Here is a 17,045-nt window from a genome sequence, read left to right as displayed (position 1 = left end):
AGGCTGCGGCCAACATAACAACCGGAGGAGATCAGCATGAAAATCGCACTCGACCCCTATATGCACCGCCACCTGGCACTGCCCGAACTGGTACGCAAGACCGCCGAGCTGGGCTACGACCAGATCGAGCTGTCGCCGCGCGCCGACTTTCTCGACTGGTGGGTGATGCCGCGCGCCCACGCCGCGCGCATCGCCGAGTTCAAGCGCGCGCTGCGCGAGCACGGCGTTGGCCTGGCCACCCTGCAGCCGATGTACCGCTGGGCCAGCCCGTTCGAGGACGAGCGGCAGTGGGCGATGAAGTGCTGGAAGAAAGCCATCGAGGTAGCGGTAGAAATGGACTGCCGGCTGATGATCTCCGAATTCGGCCGTGGCGCCTCGCCGGAGCGCTCGGTTGGCCAGGGCGCCGGCGCCAATACCCGCGAAATGTGCGAGGCCGCCTGGTGGCGCTCGATGGAAGAACTGGTGCCGATCCTGGAGCGTGAAGACATCACGCTGTCGGTGGAGCCGCACCCGGAAGACTGGGTGGAAACGCTGGCCCCGGCGCTGGACATCGTGCGTGTGCTCGGTTCCAAGCACGTCAAACTGTCCTACATCGCGCCGCACACCTTCTACTACGGCGACGACATGGCCGCCATGCTGCGCGAAGCGGCGCCGGTGCTGGCCCACGTGCGGGTGGCCGACACCTTCAACCACAAGGCCAGCTCGCAGCTGCGCTACATCGTCAACCCGCCGGGCTCCAGCCACATCCGCGTGCACCAGCACCTGGACATCGGCCAGGGCGAGATCGACTGGGAACTGTTCTTCGCCACCCTGGCCGAGGTCGGCTTCGACGGCGTGCTGTCGTCCTGCGTGTTTGCCTGGGAGGAGCGCGCCGACGAGTCGTCGCGCTTCATGCGCAGCGAGATCCAGCGCTACCTCGATAAATACACCCGTTAACACCAGCCACAGCTTTCCAGCCTCCCCGCGCACGACACGGAGCAGGCAGCGCTTCGCCCAAAAACCAGAAGGAGACATCAACCATGAGCCGCATCGACTTTGCCATCAACCGCATCAGCGCCCCGCGCCTGTCGTTCCACGACTACCTGAGCATGTGCCAGCGCCTGGGGGTCAACACCATTGAGATCCGCAACGACCTGAACGGCGTGGAGATCAGCGACGGCACCAGCCCGGCCGCCATCCGCGAGGCGGCACAGGCAGCCAATATCCGCATCCGCTCCATCAACGCGCTGTACCCGTTCGATGTGTTCGATGCCGACCTGCAGGCCCGCGCGGTGAAGCTGGCCGCCTACGCCCGCGACTGCGGCGCCGAGGCGCTGGTGATGTGCCCACTGAACAGCTGGGAAGACCAGCGCAACGCCAGCGAGCGCTACCGCGATCTGGTACACGCGCTGAAACAGCTGCGCCCGATTCTGGACGACCACGGCATCAGCGGCCTAGTGGAGCCGCTGGGCTTCGAGGAGTGCTCGCTGCGGCGCAAGTCCGACGCGGTGAAGGCGATTTTCGATGCCGCCGGCGAGCGCCACTACCAGCTGGTGCACGACACCTTCCACCACCACCTGTCCGGCGAAGACATTTTCTACCCCGAGCTGACCGGTCTGGTGCACATCTCCGGCGTGGAGTCGAAAGAGCTGGCGGAAAACCAGATGCGCGACGGCCACCGCGTGCTGGTGGGCGATGCCGACCGCCTGGGCAATCTGCGCCAGCTGGCCATCCTGCTTGAGCGCGGCTACGACGGCGTGGTGTCGTTCGAGCCGTTTGCCGCCGAGATCATGGAAGCCAGCGACAGCGAAGCGCTGCTGCGCAGCAGCATGGACTACATCCGCCACTCGCTGGGCTGAGCCGAGCAATACCCCCACAAGGTTGGCCGCAAGCCATGCGGCCAACCTTGACCCGACAGCAACAACATAGAGAGAACAGATCATGACCCTGCAAATCGGCGTAATCGGCACCGGTGCCATCGGCCAGGACCACATCCGCAGAATCACCCAGGCGCTGTCCGGCGCCCGCGTGGTGGCGGTGAACGACATCAACCCGCAACAGGCGCGCGACACCGTGGCGCGCTACCAGCTGGACGCCATCGTGCATACCGATGCGCACACCCTGGTGGCCGACCCGGCGGTACAGGCGCTGCTGGTTACCTCCTGGGGCCCGACTCACGAAGAGTTCGTGCTGGCCGCCATCGCCAAGGGCAAGCCAGTGTTCTGCGAGAAGCCGCTGGCGGTGACCGCCGAAGGCTGCCGCCGCATCGTCGATGCCGAGATCGCCCACGGCAAGCGGCTGGTGCAGGTCGGCTTCATGCGCCCGTACGACGCCGGCTACCGCGCGCTGAAAGAGGTGATCACCAGCGGCAGCATCGGCGCGCCGCTGATGCTGCACTGCGCGCACCGCAACCCGACGGTGGGCGACAGCTACACCACGCCGATGGCGATTACCGACACCGTGATCCACGAGCTGGACGTGCTGCGCTGGCTGCTGGACGACGATTACGTGTCCGCGCAGGTGGTGTTCCCGCGCAAGAGCAGCCACGCCAGTTCGCACCTGGCCGACCCGCAGATCGTGCTACTGGAAACCACCCGCGGCGTGCGCATCGACGTGGAAATCTTCGTCAACTGCCAGTACGGCTACGACATCCAGTGCGCGGTGGTGGGTGAAAGCGGCATTGCCAACCTGCCGGAGCCGGCCAGCGTGCTGCTGCGCAGCAATGCGCGGCTGGGCACCGCCATCCTCACCGACTGGAAGCAGCGCTTCATCGACGCCTACGACGTGGAGCTGCAAGGCTTCATCAACGGCGTGCGCGACGGCGCGCTGACCGGCCCGTCGGCGTGGGACGGCTACGCGGCCGCCGTGGCCGCCGATGCCTGCGTCAAGGCGCAGGAAACGCGTCAGGTGGAAGCCATCAGCCTGGGCGCGCGTCCGGCGTTCTATCCGCGCTAAGGCGTAGACACCGCGTCAGCGCGCCCTGCTACTTTACTGTCAGCGTAGCGGGGCTGCTGACGCGGTTGTTGCGGCGGCGGCACAGCCGAATTAATCAAAAAATTTTCTAGCTGTTTTGTATTTGAGAAATTAATTTCTAATCTTATACTGCGTTGGCAATAGGCCGTCCGCCACGGGCGCCAGCAGGTCGCCAGCGCAGCCGGTGTTTCCGACAGGCGGGCGGCCACCCAACTACAACACGGAGAGCACCATGATTGACGTAGCCCTGTTCGGCGCCGGCCGTATCGGCAAGATCCACGCGGCCAACCTGTTTGCGCACCAAGGCGTGCGCCTGAAATACGTGGTGGACACCCACGCCCCGTCCGCCGCCGCACTGGCCGAACAATACGGCGCCAGCGTCAGCGACACCGACACCGCGCTGAACGACGCCAGCGTGGGCGCAGTGGTGATCGCCAGCAGCACCGATACCCATGCCGAGCTGATCCTGCGCGCCGCCGCCGCCGGCAAGGCCATCTTCTGCGAAAAACCGGTCGATCTCGACCTGGCGCGCGCCCGCGATTGCGCCGCCGCGGTGGCTGCTGCCAAGGTGCCGTGCCTGATCGGCTTCCAGCGCCGCTACGACCCGACCTTCGCCGCGGTGAAGGCACGCATCGACGCCGGCGAGATCGGCAGCCCGGAAATGCTGATCGTCACCAGCCGCGACCCGGGCGCCCCGCCGGTGGACTACATCAAGCGCTCCGGCGGCATCTTCAAGGACATGCTGATCCACGACTTCGACATCTGCCGCTGGATCCTGGCCGATGAAGTGGTCAGCGTGCATGCCAGCGCCAGCGTGCTGACCGACCCGGCCATTGCCGATGCCGGCGACGCCGACTGCACCGCGGTAACGCTGCGCACCAAGAGCGGCCGCCTGTGCCAGATCAACACCACCCGCCGCGCCGCCTACGGCTACGACCAGCGCTTCGAAGTGCAGGGCAGCCTCGGCATGCTGCAGGCCGGCAACCACCGCCCGACCGAAGTCACCGCCTTTGGCAGCAAGCAGGTAGCCACCGACCTGCCGGAACACTTCTTCCTGGAACGCTACCAGGCCGCCTACGCCGGCGAGATGGCGCACTTCTTCCGCGTCATCACCCAGGGCGAAACGCCGCGCACCACGGTGCAGGATGGCGTGAAGGCACTGGAACTGGCCGACGCCGCCACCCGCTCGTGGCAGGAAGGCCGCGTCATCGCCCTGTAAATCATTGCCAAACCTGCTTGCACCCTCAGCCAAACCCGGGACTGCCGCGTGACAGCGGCCTGCATGCCGCTGAAGGACGATAGGAACGGCCGCCCCGGCCTGGCTGCAAGCAGGATTGGCGCCCAATTCAAGGACATCTCCGTGACTACAGTACGTCTCGCCATCGTCGGCCTCGGCCGCCTCGGCCGCCGCCATGCGGCCAACCTGCAACAAACCCACGGCGCACAACTGCTTGCCGCCTGCAGCCCGGTCGCCGAGGAGCGCGACTGGGCCGCCACCGCCCTGCCCGGCGTCAGCCTGTACGCCGACTACGCCGAGGTGCTGGCCAACCCGGACGTCGACGCCGTGTTCCTGGTCACCCCCACCTCGCTGCACGCCGAACAGATCATTGCCGCGCTGAAGGCCGGCAAGCACGTGTTCTGCGAGAAGCCGCTGGCGCTGAACGTGGAAGACTGCCTGGCGGTGGAAGCAGAAGCCGCACGCCACCCGCAGCTGAAAGTGATGATCGGCTTCGTGCGCCGCTTCGACGCCAGCTACCGCGATGCCGCCGCCAAGCTGGCCGCCGGCAGCGTCGGCCGCCCCTATTTGCTGCGCTCGCAGACCTGCGACCGTAACGACGAGAGCGGCTTCTTCGTGCGCTTCTCCGCCAGCAGCGGCGGCATCTTCATGGACTGCAGCATCCACGACATCGACCTGGCGCGCTGGCTGCTGGGCAACCCCACGCCGAAGCGGGTATGGGCCACCGGCACCAACGCGCTGCACCCGGCGCTGGCCGAGCACCAGGACGTGGACAACGGCGTGGCGATGTGCGAGTTCGAAGGCGGCCAGCTGGCCTGCTTCTACGCCTCGCGCACCCAGGCGCACGGCCACGAGACGCTGACCGAGATCTTCGCCAGCGAAGGCCGCCTCAGCGTGGGCGCCAACCCGCGCGCCAACCGGGTGGAGATTAGCGACGCCCACGGCGTGCGCAACGAGTGCGTGCAGGACTTCTACCAGCGCTTTGCCGAGGCCTTCGTCACCGAGGCGCAGGTGTTCGTCGACACCATCCGCGACAACCGCCCGTCGCCGGTGACGCTGGCCGATGCCCGCGAAGCCACCCGCATCGGCCTCGCCATCACCCAGGCGTTCCGCAGCGGCGAGGCGGTAACGCTGTAACCCAAGCCCCGCCCGCCCCCGGATGCGCCGCGCGTGTCCGGGCGGGTAATGCCCACCTTGGCCGCACGCCGCTACCGGTTTGCGGCCAACGTTTTTTGCCATCTGCCCTACGCCGGCGGCCCGGATGCCGCGCTGCCACATCCGGGCCTGACGGCTCAGCGGTAATCCACCCACACCCCGCCCAGGTCGGCGGAGCGTACGCAGTTTTCCACCCAGCGCACGCCTTCCACCCCGGCGTGGATGTCCGGGTAGCGGATGGCGGCCAGCGCGGCGCGGTCGTCACGGTCGCTGGCGTCCATCGCCAGCGCAAAGCGGTAGTACAGATTGGACCACGCCTCGAACAGCCCTTCCGGGTGGCCGCCGCCGATGCGGTCGTCGTGCCGCGCGGCCGGGTGCAGGTAGTCCATGCCACGCTCCAGCACCTGCACCGGCTGGCCCTGCACCTCGAAGCTCAGCTGGTTGGGGCGCTCGTCCCACCATTCCAGGCTGGCCTTCGAGCCGATGACGCGAATCTTCTGGCCGTGCATGGAGCCGGCGTTCACCGCGCTGGACCACACGAAGCCCATCGCGCCGCCGTGGTACTGCATCAGGGTGAAGGCGTTGTCCTCCAGCGGCGCACGGCTGGCGACAAAGCTCTGCCGGCTGCACAGCAGGCGGCTGATCTTCAGCTCCGGCAGCATCACTTCCGACAGGTACAGCGGGTGGGTACCGACGTCGCCCAGCACATAGCTGGGGCCGGCGAACTTCGGATCGACGCGCCAGCGGGTAGCCGGATTGGCCTCCTCCACCGCCGCACTGTGAAAGCCGTGCGCGAACTGCATGTTGACGATACGGATGTCGCCCAGCTCGCCGGCGGCGATCATCTGCCGCGCCTGCTCGATAAGTTGGTGGCCGGCGTAGCCGTAGGTGACGCCGACGATCCGGCCACGGCTTGCGGCCAACGTTTGCAGCTCCTCGGCCTCGGCGGTGGTGAAGCACAGCGGTTTCTCGCACACCACGTGCAGCCCGGCCTGCAGCGCCGCCTTGCAGATGGCGAAATGGGTGCCGTTGGGCGTGGCGATGGACACCGCCTGGATGCCGTCCGGGCGTTTGGCCTCCTCGGCAAACAGCGTCTGGTAGTCCGGGTAGCAGCGCCCCGGGTCCACGCCCAGGCTGGCGCCGAAGTCGCGGCCGCGCTGCGGGTCGATATCGAAGGCGCCGGCCAGCAGCTGGAACACGTTGTCGCGCAGCGCGGCGCTGCGGTGGATGTAGCCGATCTGGCTGCCCTTGCCGCCGCCCACCATGGCCCAGCGAATCGGCGTGGCGGTGAGTTTTTCTCCGTTGATCATGTCTCTGTCTCCTGTGTATGCGGCCAACCTTGCGCCGTGGCGCGGCTGGCTGCAGGTCATGTCAGTTGAAACCGGCCTGTTGCAGGTAGTGCAGGCTGGCGGTGACGTCGCGCAGGCTGCTGTCGGCATGGCGCGGGTCGCGTTCCTGTTCGATGGTGATGTAGCCGCGGTAGCCGATGTCATCCAGCAGCTGGCGGATGGCCGGGTAGTCGATCACCCCCTTGCCGATCGGGCACATCACCCCCTTGGCGCAGGCATCGAAGAAGGCGATGCGTTGCTGCATCACCTGCTGGTACACCGCCAGGTCGATATCCTTGAAGTGGATGTAGTCCAGCCGGCTGGCGTGCTGGCGCAGCCACTTAGCCGGGTCCATGCCGGCGTAGTACAGGTGGCCGGTGTCCAGGCACAGCCCGGCCTCGGTGTAGGGAATGTCGGCCAGTATCTGCAGGATCTCGTCGGCGAACTCGATATAGCCGCCGGCATGCGGGTGGATCACGGTGCGCACGCCGAACTCGCTGTGCGCCACGGCGGCAATCTGGCGGATGTGCGCCACCATGCGCTGCCAGTCCTGCTGACTCAGGCGCGGCGCGCGCTCGCTGTGGCCGGCCTGGAAGTCGCGTTCCGGGTGGCCCCAGTCCATCACCACCAGGTAGGGGGCGGCGAACCGCTGGCCGTCTACCTGCGGCGGGCGCGGCAGGCGGGTGATCAGGCGGCAGATGTCGCGCGTCTGCTGCAGCAGGTTGTCCAGGTTTTTTGCAGCCACCAGGTCGTCGAAGATGGTGCCGGCCACGATGTACAGCTGGTGGCGGTGCAGCGCATTGCCCACCAGTTCCACATCCAGCGGAATGTAGCCGTAGGGGCCCAGCTCGATGCCCTGGTAGCCGGCCTGGGAAGCCTCGTCCAGCACCCGCTGCCACGGTGGCAGGTGCGGGTTGTTCACGTCGTCCACACCCCAGCAGCAGGGGGCGCTGGCAATCTTGATAGTCATGTTGTCTCCTTGTGTTGGGCAAAGCGGGGCCTGCCCGTGGCGGCCGCATGGCGGCAACGGGGTGGCTGAAAAACAGAGCACTGCTCACAAAACCCAATGCAATGGCTGAGGCAAAGCGCGCCGCCGCAGGCAGTACAACTAGTACGACAAGGCGGCGCAATGCAGCATCAGGGGTTTTGTGAATGGTGCCTTAGCGCGGGTACTTGTCGAGGTAGCGCTGGATCTCTTTGCGCATGAAGCGCGACGATTCGTCGGCACGCTCCTCCCAGGCGAACACGCAGGACGACAGCACGCCGTCGAAGCCGACCTCGGCCAGGGTGGCGAAGAACAGCTCCCAGTCGATCTCGCCCTGGCCGATGTCCAGGTGCTGGTGCACGCGGATGTGGCCGGAGCCGGGCGGGTTGACGATGTAGCGCAGCTGCGAGCTGGCCTTGTGGTTGAAGGTGTCGGCTACGCGCACGTGGGCCAGCACCGGCGCGGCGGCGCGCAGCATGGCGGCCATGTCGTCGCCGTAGTAGAAGGTGTGCGGCGCGATGTAGGACAGCTTGACGTGTTTGGAACCCAGCACCTGCACGATGTCCAGCGCCGGGGCCAGCGTTTCCACCCAGTCTTCCGGGTGCGGCTCTACCGACAGGATGATGTCCTCGCGCTCTAGGATCGGCACCAGCTCCTCCATCGAGCGCCACCAGGCGGCCTCGCACATTTCGCGGGTGTTGGCGCCGGCGCCCTGGCCGACCGAGCGCTCCGGCGAGGCGCCACGGCCGAATTCGGAGATCATCAGTTGGCAGTCCATTGCCACCGCTACCTCGATGGCCTTCTTCCAGCACTTCATCGCCCACTGCCGCTCGTCCTCGAACGGGCTGGCCCAGCGGTACATCGGCTGCAGGGTGGCGAGGCCAACGCCGTGCTCGCGCAGCGCGCGCTTGAACTCGGCGATGCGCTGCTTATGGGCGCGCGGCATCACCCACCAGTCGAGAAAGTCGGCGCGCGGCGACAGTTCGATCTGGTCATAGCCCAGCTCGGCGGTCTTGCGTACCAGTTCGGGCAGCGCCAGGTGGCGGTGCATATAGGGGTCGAGTGCGATTTTCATGGCCGTGTCTGCTCCGGGCTGTTTTGATAGTTTTGCTGATATGCTGTCGATCATCGCTGGCAGCGCTGTCGGTAGCTGCAGTTTAATTGGCTGATTTCATAAGGCAACAAGCCGAGCCGCTTGCATGCCATGACCTATCAGCCAGCGCCGAAACATTTTTGATAGGTCTATCAAAACCGGAGGAAACATGAGCGAGGCGACCATGGAAGACGTGGCGCGGCTGGCCGGCGTGGGGGTGGCCACGGTGGACCGGGTCATCAACCAGCGCGCCAGGGTGCGGCCGCAGACGGCGCAGAAGGTGCTGGCGGCAGCGGAGCAGCTGGGCTTTCGCCGTACCGGGCTGATCCGCCACCGCATCGAGCAGCAGGCGGCGCCGCGGCTGGGCATCCTGCTGCAGCGGCACAGCACCTACTTCTACCGCGAGCTGGGGCTGGCGCTGGAGCTGGCGGCCGCCGGACGCGCCAAGCTGCTGATCGACTATCTGGAGGTGCTGACCCCGCAGCACGTTGCGGCCCGGCTGCACAGCATGGCGCGCGACGTGGACGCCATCGCGGTGGTGGCGGCGGACCACCCGCAGATCAGCCAGGCGGTGGATACGCTGGCGGCGCGCGGCATGCCGGTGTACGCGCTGGTATCCGACCTCAGCGCCGAGGGCTGCGCCGGCTACGTGGGGCTGGACAACCGCAAGGTTGGCCGCACTGCGGCGTGGGCGATCTCGCGGCTGGCGCCGCGACCGGGCAAGGTGGGGCTGATCCTGGGCAGCCACCGCTACCTGTGCCAGGAGCAGTGCGAGATCAGCTTTCGCGCCTATCTGCGCGAGTACGCACCGCAGTTCCAGGTGCTGGAAACCCTGCCCAGCCTGGAGGATGTCAACCTGGCGCAGCAGGCGACGCTGGAGCTGCTGGACCGCCACCCGGATCTGGCCGGCATCTACGTGGCCGGCGGCGGCATCGAGGGCGTGCTGGAGGCGCTGCGCGAACAGCGCCCCGCCGGGCTGGTGACCGTGTGCCACGACCTGACCGACATCACCCGCCCGGCACTGGGAGAGGAGCTGCTCAGTATGGTGCTGTCGCACCCGCTGGACTGGATGTCGGCGCGGCTGGTGGACACCATGCTGGCAGCGCTGCAGGGCCGGCCGGCGCGCAGCCGCGAGCAGGCGATCCTGCCGTGCATGGTGCACACGCCGGCCAACATCTAGTGCCGGCTGCGCGGCCGCACCCGCGCCAGCAGCGGCAGGTGGTCGGACAGGTGCGACCACGGCTGGCCGTGGCAGACCGCCACCGACTCCACCTCCAGCCCGCGCAGGTAGATGCGGTCCAGCGGCAGCAGCGGCAGCCGCGCCGGAAAGCTGCGCGCGTGGCGGCCGGTGTGGCTGACGAAGGCTTCGGTCAGGCCGGTGGCGGCCTTTAGGTGCTCGTCCGCCTCGCGCTGCCAGTCGTTGAAATCGCCGGCCAGGATCAGCGGCATGTCGGCGGGAATGTGCTGGCGCAGGTAGCGCAGCAGCACCTGGTACTGGCGGCGGCGGTCGCGCGCCAGCAGGTTGAAGTGGCCGCACAGGCAAGCCACCGGCTGCGGCCAACCTTGCGGCTGGATCAGGGTGTGCAGCAGGCCGCGCTGCTCCAGCCGGTTCACCGTCAGGTCATGGTTGGCCGCGGCGGCGATGGGAAAGCGCGACAGCACCGCGTTGCCGTGGTGGCCGTGGTCGTAGCGCGCGTTCATGCCGTAGCTGGCATGCCGCGTCAGCTGGCCGGCCAGGAAATCATGCTGCGGCCAACCCTGGTGCTGCCGTTCACGCGCCAGATGGCGGCCCTGCACTTCCTGCAGGAACAGCACGTCCGGATCCAGCCCCTGCAGCGCGCCGGCGATCTCCGGCATCAGCGCCCGCCGCCCCAGCGGCGACATGCCCTTGTGCAGGTTGTAGGTAAGCACAGAGATTGATTTCATATATTTATCAGTAGCTTATGTTAATTTTTCATTACCAAATACCACTGTTTTTTGCTGGAAACGCGCATTGAAAATCAAGAAGTTAAAACACGATTTCGACAAAGACTTAGCCTTATAAAGTCTATGCCACCCGCAGCCGCGGCGCGCCGCAAAGCCGACGTAGCTGACGCGGCGGCAAGCACGCGCCGCCAGCGGCAGCGGCTACGCCGGCTGGCACTGCAGCCAATCCTTGAACTGCTGCAGGCTGTGCTGCAATGCCGGCCAGCCGGCATCCAGCTGCGCCTGGTCGCCGCTGTGGGCGGCGGACTCCAGCGCGGCGGCGGCTTCCGCCAGCAGGCTGGCGCCCACCATGCGGCTGGCGCCCTTGATGCGGTGCGCCGCCCAGGCGATGCGTTCCGGGTTGGCCGCCGTCACCGCCTGCTGCAGCGCCGCCATGTCGTCGTCGTTGCCGTGCAGGAAATCAGCCAGGATGTCGCGCTCCACCGCCCAGTCGCCGCTGCTGTACACCGCCAGCACGCGGCGATCCAGCGGGGTATCCGGCGCGGGCGGCGGCACGGCGGCCTCGATACTGGCGGGCTCGGCGGGCGGCGCCGGCTGCCAGGCGTGGTGCAGCCATTTTTCCAGCATCGAGGCCAGCGCCTCCAGCCCCAGCGGCTTGGGCAGGAAGTCGTCCATGCCGGCGTCGCGCGTCTTGGCCACTTCTTCCTGCGAGGTATTGGCGGTGCAGGCGATGATGGGAATACGGCGGGCGTCTTCCAGCGCCGCTTCGTAGTAGCGGATGGTGCGCGCCAGCTCGTAGCCGTCCATCTGCGGCATGTGGCAGTCGGTGAGGATCAGCGCGAACGACTGCCGCTGCCAGCGCTGCAGCGCCTCCGTGCCGTTGTCCGCCACTTCCAGCGGGTAGCCCAGCAGGCCGAACTGCTTGATGGTGAGCTTGCGGTTGGTGGGGTTGTCCTCCACCAGCAGCACCGGCAGCTGCTGCGGCAGCGCCGGCTGGCGTGGCAATGCAATTGGCGCCGCCGCCGGCGCGGCCAGCGCGTCGGTCTTGGCCAGTGTGAGCTGCAGCGTGGCGGTGGTACCCACCCCCGGCGCACTGTCCAGCGCGACCTGCCCGCCCATCAGCCGCGCCAGGCTGCGGCAGATGGCCAGCCCCAGCCCGCTGCCGCCGAAGCGCCGCGTGGTGGTGCTTTCCGCCTGGGTGAACGGCTCGAACAGCCGCGCCAGATTGTCCGCCGCGATGCCGATGCCGCTGTCCTGCACCGCAAAGCGCAGCGTCTGCTGGCTGGCGCTGTCGTGCAGGCACTGCACCCGCAGCACGATTTCGCCGTGCTCGGTGAACTTCACCGCATTGCTGCAGAAGTTCTGCAGGATCTGGCGCAGCCGCAGCGGGTCCAGCAACAGCGTGCCGGCCACCAGCGGGTCGACCTGCAGCGTCAGCGTCAGCCCCTTGCGCTGCGCCAGGTCGCTGAACAGCTGGTGCACCTTGTGCAGCAGCTTGGCCACCGATGCCGGCTCCGGCAGGATGTCCAGCTTGCCGGCCTCGATCTTGGAGAAATCTAGGATGTCGTCAATCAGGCGCAGCAGGGTCTGCGCCGAATCCTGGATGGTGTCGATGCTGTCGCGCTGACCGGCATCCAGCGGCGTCAGCGCCAGCAGCTCCAGCATGCCCAGCACGCCGTTCATCGGGGTACGGATTTCGTGGCTGATGGTGGCGAGGAAGGCGCTCTTGGCACGGCTGGCCTGCTCGGCCTGGTCGCGCGCCAGCAACAGTTCCATTTCCTGCTGCTTGAGGTCGGTGATGTCGGCGTAGATGCACACCGCGCCGCCGCCCGGGATGGCATGGTCGCTCAGCTGGTACCAGCGCTCGCCGATGCTGATCTGGAACGACGCCTGCCCGCTGGCGTGGCGGCGCAGGCGCTCGGCCACCCAGTCGTCGTGGGAAAACAGCTCTTCCGGGTGCTCGCTGGTCTGCAGCGCCACCTGCAGTAGTTGTTCGAAGTGCCAGCCCTGCAGACCGGCCGGTGGCTGCCCGCTGCCGATCAGCTCGGCATAGCGGCGGTTGCACAGCACCAGGCAGTCGCTGCTATCGAAAAAGGCGAACGCTTCTTCCAGCGATTCGACCGCCACTTCCAGCTGCTGGCGGGCGGCGGCAGCCTGGTCGCGCGCCTGGCGCAGCGCCTCGCGCGCGGCGCGGCGCTCGGTATTATCGAGGCAGGCCAGGATCATGCCCTGCTGCGGCAGCTCCGGCAGCAGCAGCTGGCCGCTGAGCAATACCCAGATCGGCTGGCCGCTGCGGTGGCGGCATTCGATTTCCAGGCTGGCCTGGCGGTTTTCACGCTGCGCCAGTTGCAGCTGGGCGCGCAATTGCTGCCACGCGGCATCGCTGGCGATCAGCTGCCGCAGCGCCACACCGTGCAGGCCGCCATCGGCCATGCCGAACAGCCGGCAGCCGGCGGTGTTGGCGCGCACGATGCCGTAGTCTTGGTCCAGCCGCAGCAGGCCGACCGGCGAGGCGCTGTAGATCGCCTCCTCCATTTGCAGCACTTCGCGCAGATTGTGCTCCGATGCCCGCCGGCGATCCTCCTCGGCATAGAAGCGCACGATGCTGCTGCCGGCCGCCAGCAGCGGCTGCAGCTCCACCTGCTGCAGCGCGTCAAGGTTGGCCGCAACCCCGGCCACCATCACGGTGCGCTGGTCGACATGCACCAGCAGGAAGTGCCAGCCATCCTGCTGCACTTCGCTGTGCTGCTGCCCCAGCTGCATGGCCTGCGTCAGCGGCATGGCGCAGAAGGCGTCCACCCATTCCGGCAGCGGCGCGCTGCCGATACGGGCCTGCTGCTGGAACTGCTCGCGGCCGTCGTGCGCGCTGTGCAGCGCCAGGATCACGCCGTCGCTGCTGCCGCAGTACTGCAGCAGGCTGAACAGGATTTCGTGGTACACCGTGTGCCGCGTGCTGCGCGCCAGCAGCAGGCTTTCCACGTGATGGATCGCCGCCAGCAGCTGCATGCTGCGCGCCAGCGACACCTGCGCCTCGTGCCGCTCCTGCTCGTTGCGCACGATCAGCAGGTAGCGGTCGCCGCCATTGGTGCTGGCGGGCAAGGGGCTGAGCGAGATGGCGGCCTGGAAGCGGCTGCCATCGGCATGCAGGCCGCAACCGGGCAGCGGCCGCGGCTGGCCCTTGTCGGCGCTGTGCCACAGCGCGGCCAGCGCCTCGCACTGCAGCAGCTGGTCGATGGGCATCGCGTGCAGCTCGCGGCGGCTATAGCCGAACATGCTGCTCGCGCCCTGGTTGGCCACCCGGATGCGCTGCTCGCCATCCACGGTGAGGATGGCGTCGGCGGCGGCATCCAGCAGCCGCTGCATGCGCTGCAAGGGCTGCAGAATGCTGCCGCGCATGCGTCGCAGCAGGTACAGGTACAGCCCCAGGCCCAGCAGGGCAAAGCCGGCGTTGGCGATCAGCTCGCGCTGGTAATTGGCCTTGTTGCTTTCCACCCGCCGCGCCATCACCTCGGTCAGCACATTGAACAGCTCACCCAGCTGCCGCTTGATCTCCTGGTTCAGCTGCTGGTACTGCGGCAGCGCCGCCGCGGCCAGTTGTGCTGCGTCCTGCCCCTGCAGCAGCGCGCGCTGCTGCTCGCTGCTGCGGCGCAGCCGCCACACCAGGTCGCCGACCCGCGATAGCTGCTGCTGCAACTGGGCGTTGCCGAGAAAGCGCGCGCCGCCGCGCAGCTCGCCCAGCAGCAGCTGCGCCTGCTCCTGGCGGCGCAGCAGGTCGTATTCGTCGCTGCTGTTGAGCTGGCGGGCAAAGTAGCCGCGCTGCAGCAAGGCGTTGGCTTCGGCCTGCAGCATGCCGCCCAGGCTCCACACCTGGTATTTCAGGGTGGCCATGCGGTTGAGCGCCGGGTCGGCCTCGTCCACCAGCCAGAAGCTGTCCTGCTGCAGGATGCGGTCCAGCGTGTCGTATAGCGGGCCGACGGTGAGCTTCCAGCCGGACAGCGCGGTTTCGTTGAAGGCGTAGGGCTGCTGCCGCAGCTCCTGGTCCACCAGCGCGCGGCGGCCTTGCAGCGTGGCCAGGTGCTGGCGCAGCCGCGCCAGCTGCCGCACCGCCTCCGGGTAGCGCGCCTGGGCCCCCTGCTGCAGTTCGCGCTGCAGCAGGCGGTCGGTTTCGTGACGGGTGGCGGTGAGTGCGGCCAACGTTGGCCGCGTGCCGGCGTTGGCCGCCAGCAGCAGCGCCAGAGTCTGGTCGTTCTCGCGTGCCAGCTGTTGCGCTGCGGTAAACAGCGCCAGGTTGGCGCCATTGAGCGCCTCGTGCTCGCTGGCCTTGCGGTAGCCGTGGTAGCCGGACAGCAGCAGCAGCATGGATGCCATCAGCTGCAGACCGCCCAGCAGCAGCACCGTCAACCGGATGGCGTGGCCGATGGCGGCCGTCTGGCTGTTGTCGCGCTGTGGCTGGTTCATGCTGCCCCCTTGGCCGGCATGGCGGCCGGGCTAGTCGTCGCCCGGCTGGGTGAGCACCATGTGGCTCACCCCGAAGCGGTCGGCAAATTCGCTCAGCACCCGCAGCTGGGTACGGGTAACGCTGGCGCCGCGCTGCAGCAGCAGGTGGCCGCTCTGGCTGTGCAGGTCGGCACCGAGGATGCGCCCCGGCTTGACCTCGGTCAGCGGCACGCTTTCCACCGGTGTCTGGTCTTCGTCCATCTGCCGCGCCGCCTCGGCGATCAGCTCGCTGAACAGATGCTTGTCGTGGCGGGTGCCGGTGGGAATGGTGCAGTAGGCAAACGGGTCGGCCTCCGGCCGCGGCCGGGCCAGCGCCTCCTGCAGGTGGCGCTCCAGCTCGGCGGGCTTGGGCGGTTTGATGATGAAGCCGTCGGCATGCAGCCGTGCGGCCAACACGATGTTGTTCTTTTCGGCATGGCCGGACAGGAACACGAACGGCAGCGTGGACACGTTCAGGGTCATGCCGCAGCGGATTTCCTTCAGCAGATCCATGCCGTTGATCGGCTCCATCTGCAGATCGCACAGCACGATGTCGACCATCTTGGCGTCCAGCGCCCGCTTGGCGGTGGCACCATCCACCGCCTGGTAGATGTTGTCCTCGCCGACGCCCAGCTCGCGCAGGGTTCTGACAATCAGCGTGCGCACCAGCATCTGGTCGTCGACCACCAGCACCCGCAACTTGTCATAAGCAACTCTCATGACACGCTCCACATTGCTGCCAACTCATGCCGTCATGATAGCCCGCTCGCGCAGCCATCGTGATTGATAAGAGTTAACTAAAAAGAAAGCCGGATATTAACAGCAAACAATGGAGCAATTATGCCTTAAACCTAGCAACCGCTAGTTTTTTTATGGCATCGGCATTAGATGGCGAGAACACCAGCGCCGCCGCCTGCTGCCACGGCAGCCACTGCCAGGCCAGGTGTTCGCCGGCGGCCAGGGTCACCGGCTGCGGCGCCGGCAACTCCAGGCTGAACACGTGTTCGGTATTGTGGGTGACGCCCGGCGCGTAGCGGTGGCGCCAGTGCGGGTAGATTTCGTAGACGTTCTGCTGCTGCCAGTCGCAGAGGCCCACCGCAGCGATGCCGGTCTCCTCCGCCACTTCACGGCGCGCGGTGTCGGCCAGCGACTCGTCGCCCTCGCGGCTGCCGGTGACCGACTGCCAGTAGCCGGGACGGTCGGCGCGCTCGATCAGCAGAATCTGCAGGTCCGGGGTGTGGATCACCACCAGCACCGACACCGGTTGCTTGGCCGGCTTCATGCCTTGCCACCCTTGCCGTCCAGGATGCCGATCAGCCCGGCCAGCTCCACCGCGGATTTCACCCCCATCTTGTCGAACACCCGCGCACGGTGCACTTCCACCGTCTTCATGCTGATGGCCAGCTCCTCGGCGATCTGCTTGTTGAGCAGCCCGGCCAGGATGTGTTGCATCACCTCGCGCTCGCGCTCGGTTAGCGTCTGCAGCGCGTCGGCCACCTGGCGGCGGCGGGCGAAGCGCTCGCGCGCCGCGCTGTCCTGCTGCAGGCAGGTTTCCACCAGCTGCAGCAGGTGCTGGTCGTCGAACGGTTTTTCCAGGAAATCCACCACCCCCAGCTTGAACGCCGCCACCGCGTGCGGCACGTCGCCGTGCGCGGTCAGCATCAGCACCGGCGGGCAGTAGTCCCAGGCGGCCAGCTTTTCCAGCAGCATGATGCCGCTCATGCCGCCCATGCGCAGGTCGACGATCAGGCAATTGAAGTTGGCCGCCGCCGCGTCGGCAAGAAAGGCCTCGCCGCTGTCGTAGCCGCTGACGCCCAGGCTGGGGGATTCCAGCAGCCACAGCAGCGCCTGCCGTACCGCCAGATCATCATCGATCACCGCCAGTCGTTGCAT

General features: G+C 67.3%; 14 protein-coding genes. 6 read left to right on the top strand and 8 right to left on the bottom strand.

Features of this window, described 5'->3' with window-relative positions; genetic code table 11:
* Positions 1-36: 36 nt before the first annotated feature.
* The 5 genes from ACFOLG_RS12480 (at position 37) to ACFOLG_RS12460 (ending at position 5,326) form a co-directional block, all read left to right on the top strand.
* Positions 37-936 (top strand): sugar phosphate isomerase/epimerase family protein, encoded by a 900-nt coding sequence (locus ACFOLG_RS12480; RefSeq protein ID WP_386092268.1) that lies wholly within the window; start codon positions 37-39, stop codon positions 934-936.
* An 83-nt stretch (positions 937-1,019) separates the two neighbouring features.
* A complete protein-coding gene (locus ACFOLG_RS12475; protein WP_386092266.1) occupies positions 1,020-1,838 on the top strand; it encodes a TIM barrel protein in 819 nt (272 codons plus the stop codon).
* 82 nt (positions 1,839-1,920) lie between these two features.
* Positions 1,921-2,934: a Gfo/Idh/MocA family oxidoreductase gene (locus ACFOLG_RS12470; protein WP_386092264.1), complete on the top strand. Its 1,014-nt coding sequence runs from the start codon at positions 1,921-1,923 to the stop codon at positions 2,932-2,934.
* A 250-nt stretch (positions 2,935-3,184) separates the two neighbouring features.
* On the top strand, positions 3,185-4,171 hold the full coding sequence (gene iolG, locus ACFOLG_RS12465; protein ID WP_386092261.1) for an inositol 2-dehydrogenase: 987 nt from the start codon (positions 3,185-3,187) through the stop codon (positions 4,169-4,171).
* A 141-nt stretch (positions 4,172-4,312) separates the two neighbouring features.
* Positions 4,313-5,326 (top strand): Gfo/Idh/MocA family oxidoreductase, encoded by a 1,014-nt coding sequence (locus ACFOLG_RS12460; RefSeq protein WP_386092258.1) that lies wholly within the window; start codon positions 4,313-4,315, stop codon positions 5,324-5,326.
* 155 nt (positions 5,327-5,481) lie between these two features.
* Here the strand turns inward: ACFOLG_RS12460 and ACFOLG_RS12455 are convergent, their stop codons facing one another.
* From ACFOLG_RS12455 to ACFOLG_RS12445, 3 genes are all read right to left on the bottom strand, one after another.
* Positions 5,482-6,654 (bottom strand): Gfo/Idh/MocA family protein, encoded by a 1,173-nt coding sequence (locus ACFOLG_RS12455; protein ID WP_386092255.1) that lies wholly within the window; start codon positions 6,652-6,654, stop codon positions 5,482-5,484.
* Between the two features lie 61 nt (positions 6,655-6,715).
* On the bottom strand, positions 6,716-7,642 hold the full coding sequence (locus ACFOLG_RS12450) for a sugar phosphate isomerase/epimerase family protein (protein ID WP_386092252.1): 927 nt from the start codon (positions 7,640-7,642) through the stop codon (positions 6,716-6,718).
* Positions 7,643-7,832: 190 nt separating this feature from the next.
* A complete protein-coding gene (locus tag ACFOLG_RS12445; RefSeq protein WP_386092249.1) occupies positions 7,833-8,732 on the bottom strand; it encodes a sugar phosphate isomerase/epimerase family protein in 900 nt (299 codons plus the stop codon).
* 187 nt (positions 8,733-8,919) lie between these two features.
* Between ACFOLG_RS12445 and ACFOLG_RS12440 the strand changes: the two genes are divergently transcribed.
* Positions 8,920-9,930 (top strand): LacI family DNA-binding transcriptional regulator, encoded by a 1,011-nt coding sequence (locus ACFOLG_RS12440; RefSeq protein WP_386092247.1) that lies wholly within the window; start codon positions 8,920-8,922, stop codon positions 9,928-9,930.
* On the opposite strand, the gene ACFOLG_RS12435 is transcribed toward ACFOLG_RS12440, so the two are convergent.
* From ACFOLG_RS12435 to ACFOLG_RS12415, 5 genes are all read right to left on the bottom strand, one after another.
* Positions 9,927-10,676: an endonuclease/exonuclease/phosphatase family protein gene (locus tag ACFOLG_RS12435; protein ID WP_386092244.1), complete on the bottom strand. Its 750-nt coding sequence runs from the start codon at positions 10,674-10,676 to the stop codon at positions 9,927-9,929. The two genes, ACFOLG_RS12440 and ACFOLG_RS12435, sit on opposite strands and share 4 nt — an antisense overlap.
* A gap of 201 nt (positions 10,677-10,877) precedes the next feature.
* Positions 10,878-15,134, bottom strand: coding sequence for an ATP-binding protein (locus ACFOLG_RS12430; RefSeq protein WP_386092242.1), 4,257 nt, complete (start codon positions 15,132-15,134; stop codon positions 10,878-10,880).
* Positions 15,135-15,164: 30 nt separating this feature from the next.
* The gene (locus ACFOLG_RS12425) at positions 15,165-15,872 is read right to left on the bottom strand and encodes a response regulator (protein ID WP_386092239.1); all 708 of its coding nucleotides are present in this window, start codon (positions 15,870-15,872) and stop codon (positions 15,165-15,167) included.
* 118 nt (positions 15,873-15,990) lie between these two features.
* Positions 15,991-16,434 carry a dihydroneopterin triphosphate diphosphatase gene (gene nudB, locus ACFOLG_RS12420; protein WP_386092236.1) on the bottom strand — a complete coding sequence of 148 codons (444 nt, stop codon included), beginning with the start codon at positions 16,432-16,434 and terminating at the stop codon, positions 15,991-15,993.
* On the bottom strand, positions 16,431-17,045 hold the full coding sequence (locus ACFOLG_RS12415; protein WP_386092233.1) for a response regulator transcription factor: 615 nt from the start codon (positions 17,043-17,045) through the stop codon (positions 16,431-16,433). The genes nudB and ACFOLG_RS12415 overlap by 4 nt, the downstream gene beginning before the upstream one ends.

Origin of the sequence: Vogesella facilis (genome assembly GCF_042648525.1) — a bacterium.
Classification (GTDB): Bacteria; Pseudomonadota; Gammaproteobacteria; order Burkholderiales; family Chromobacteriaceae; genus Vogesella; species Vogesella facilis.
This window is presented reverse-complemented; position numbering and strand designations above follow the sequence as displayed.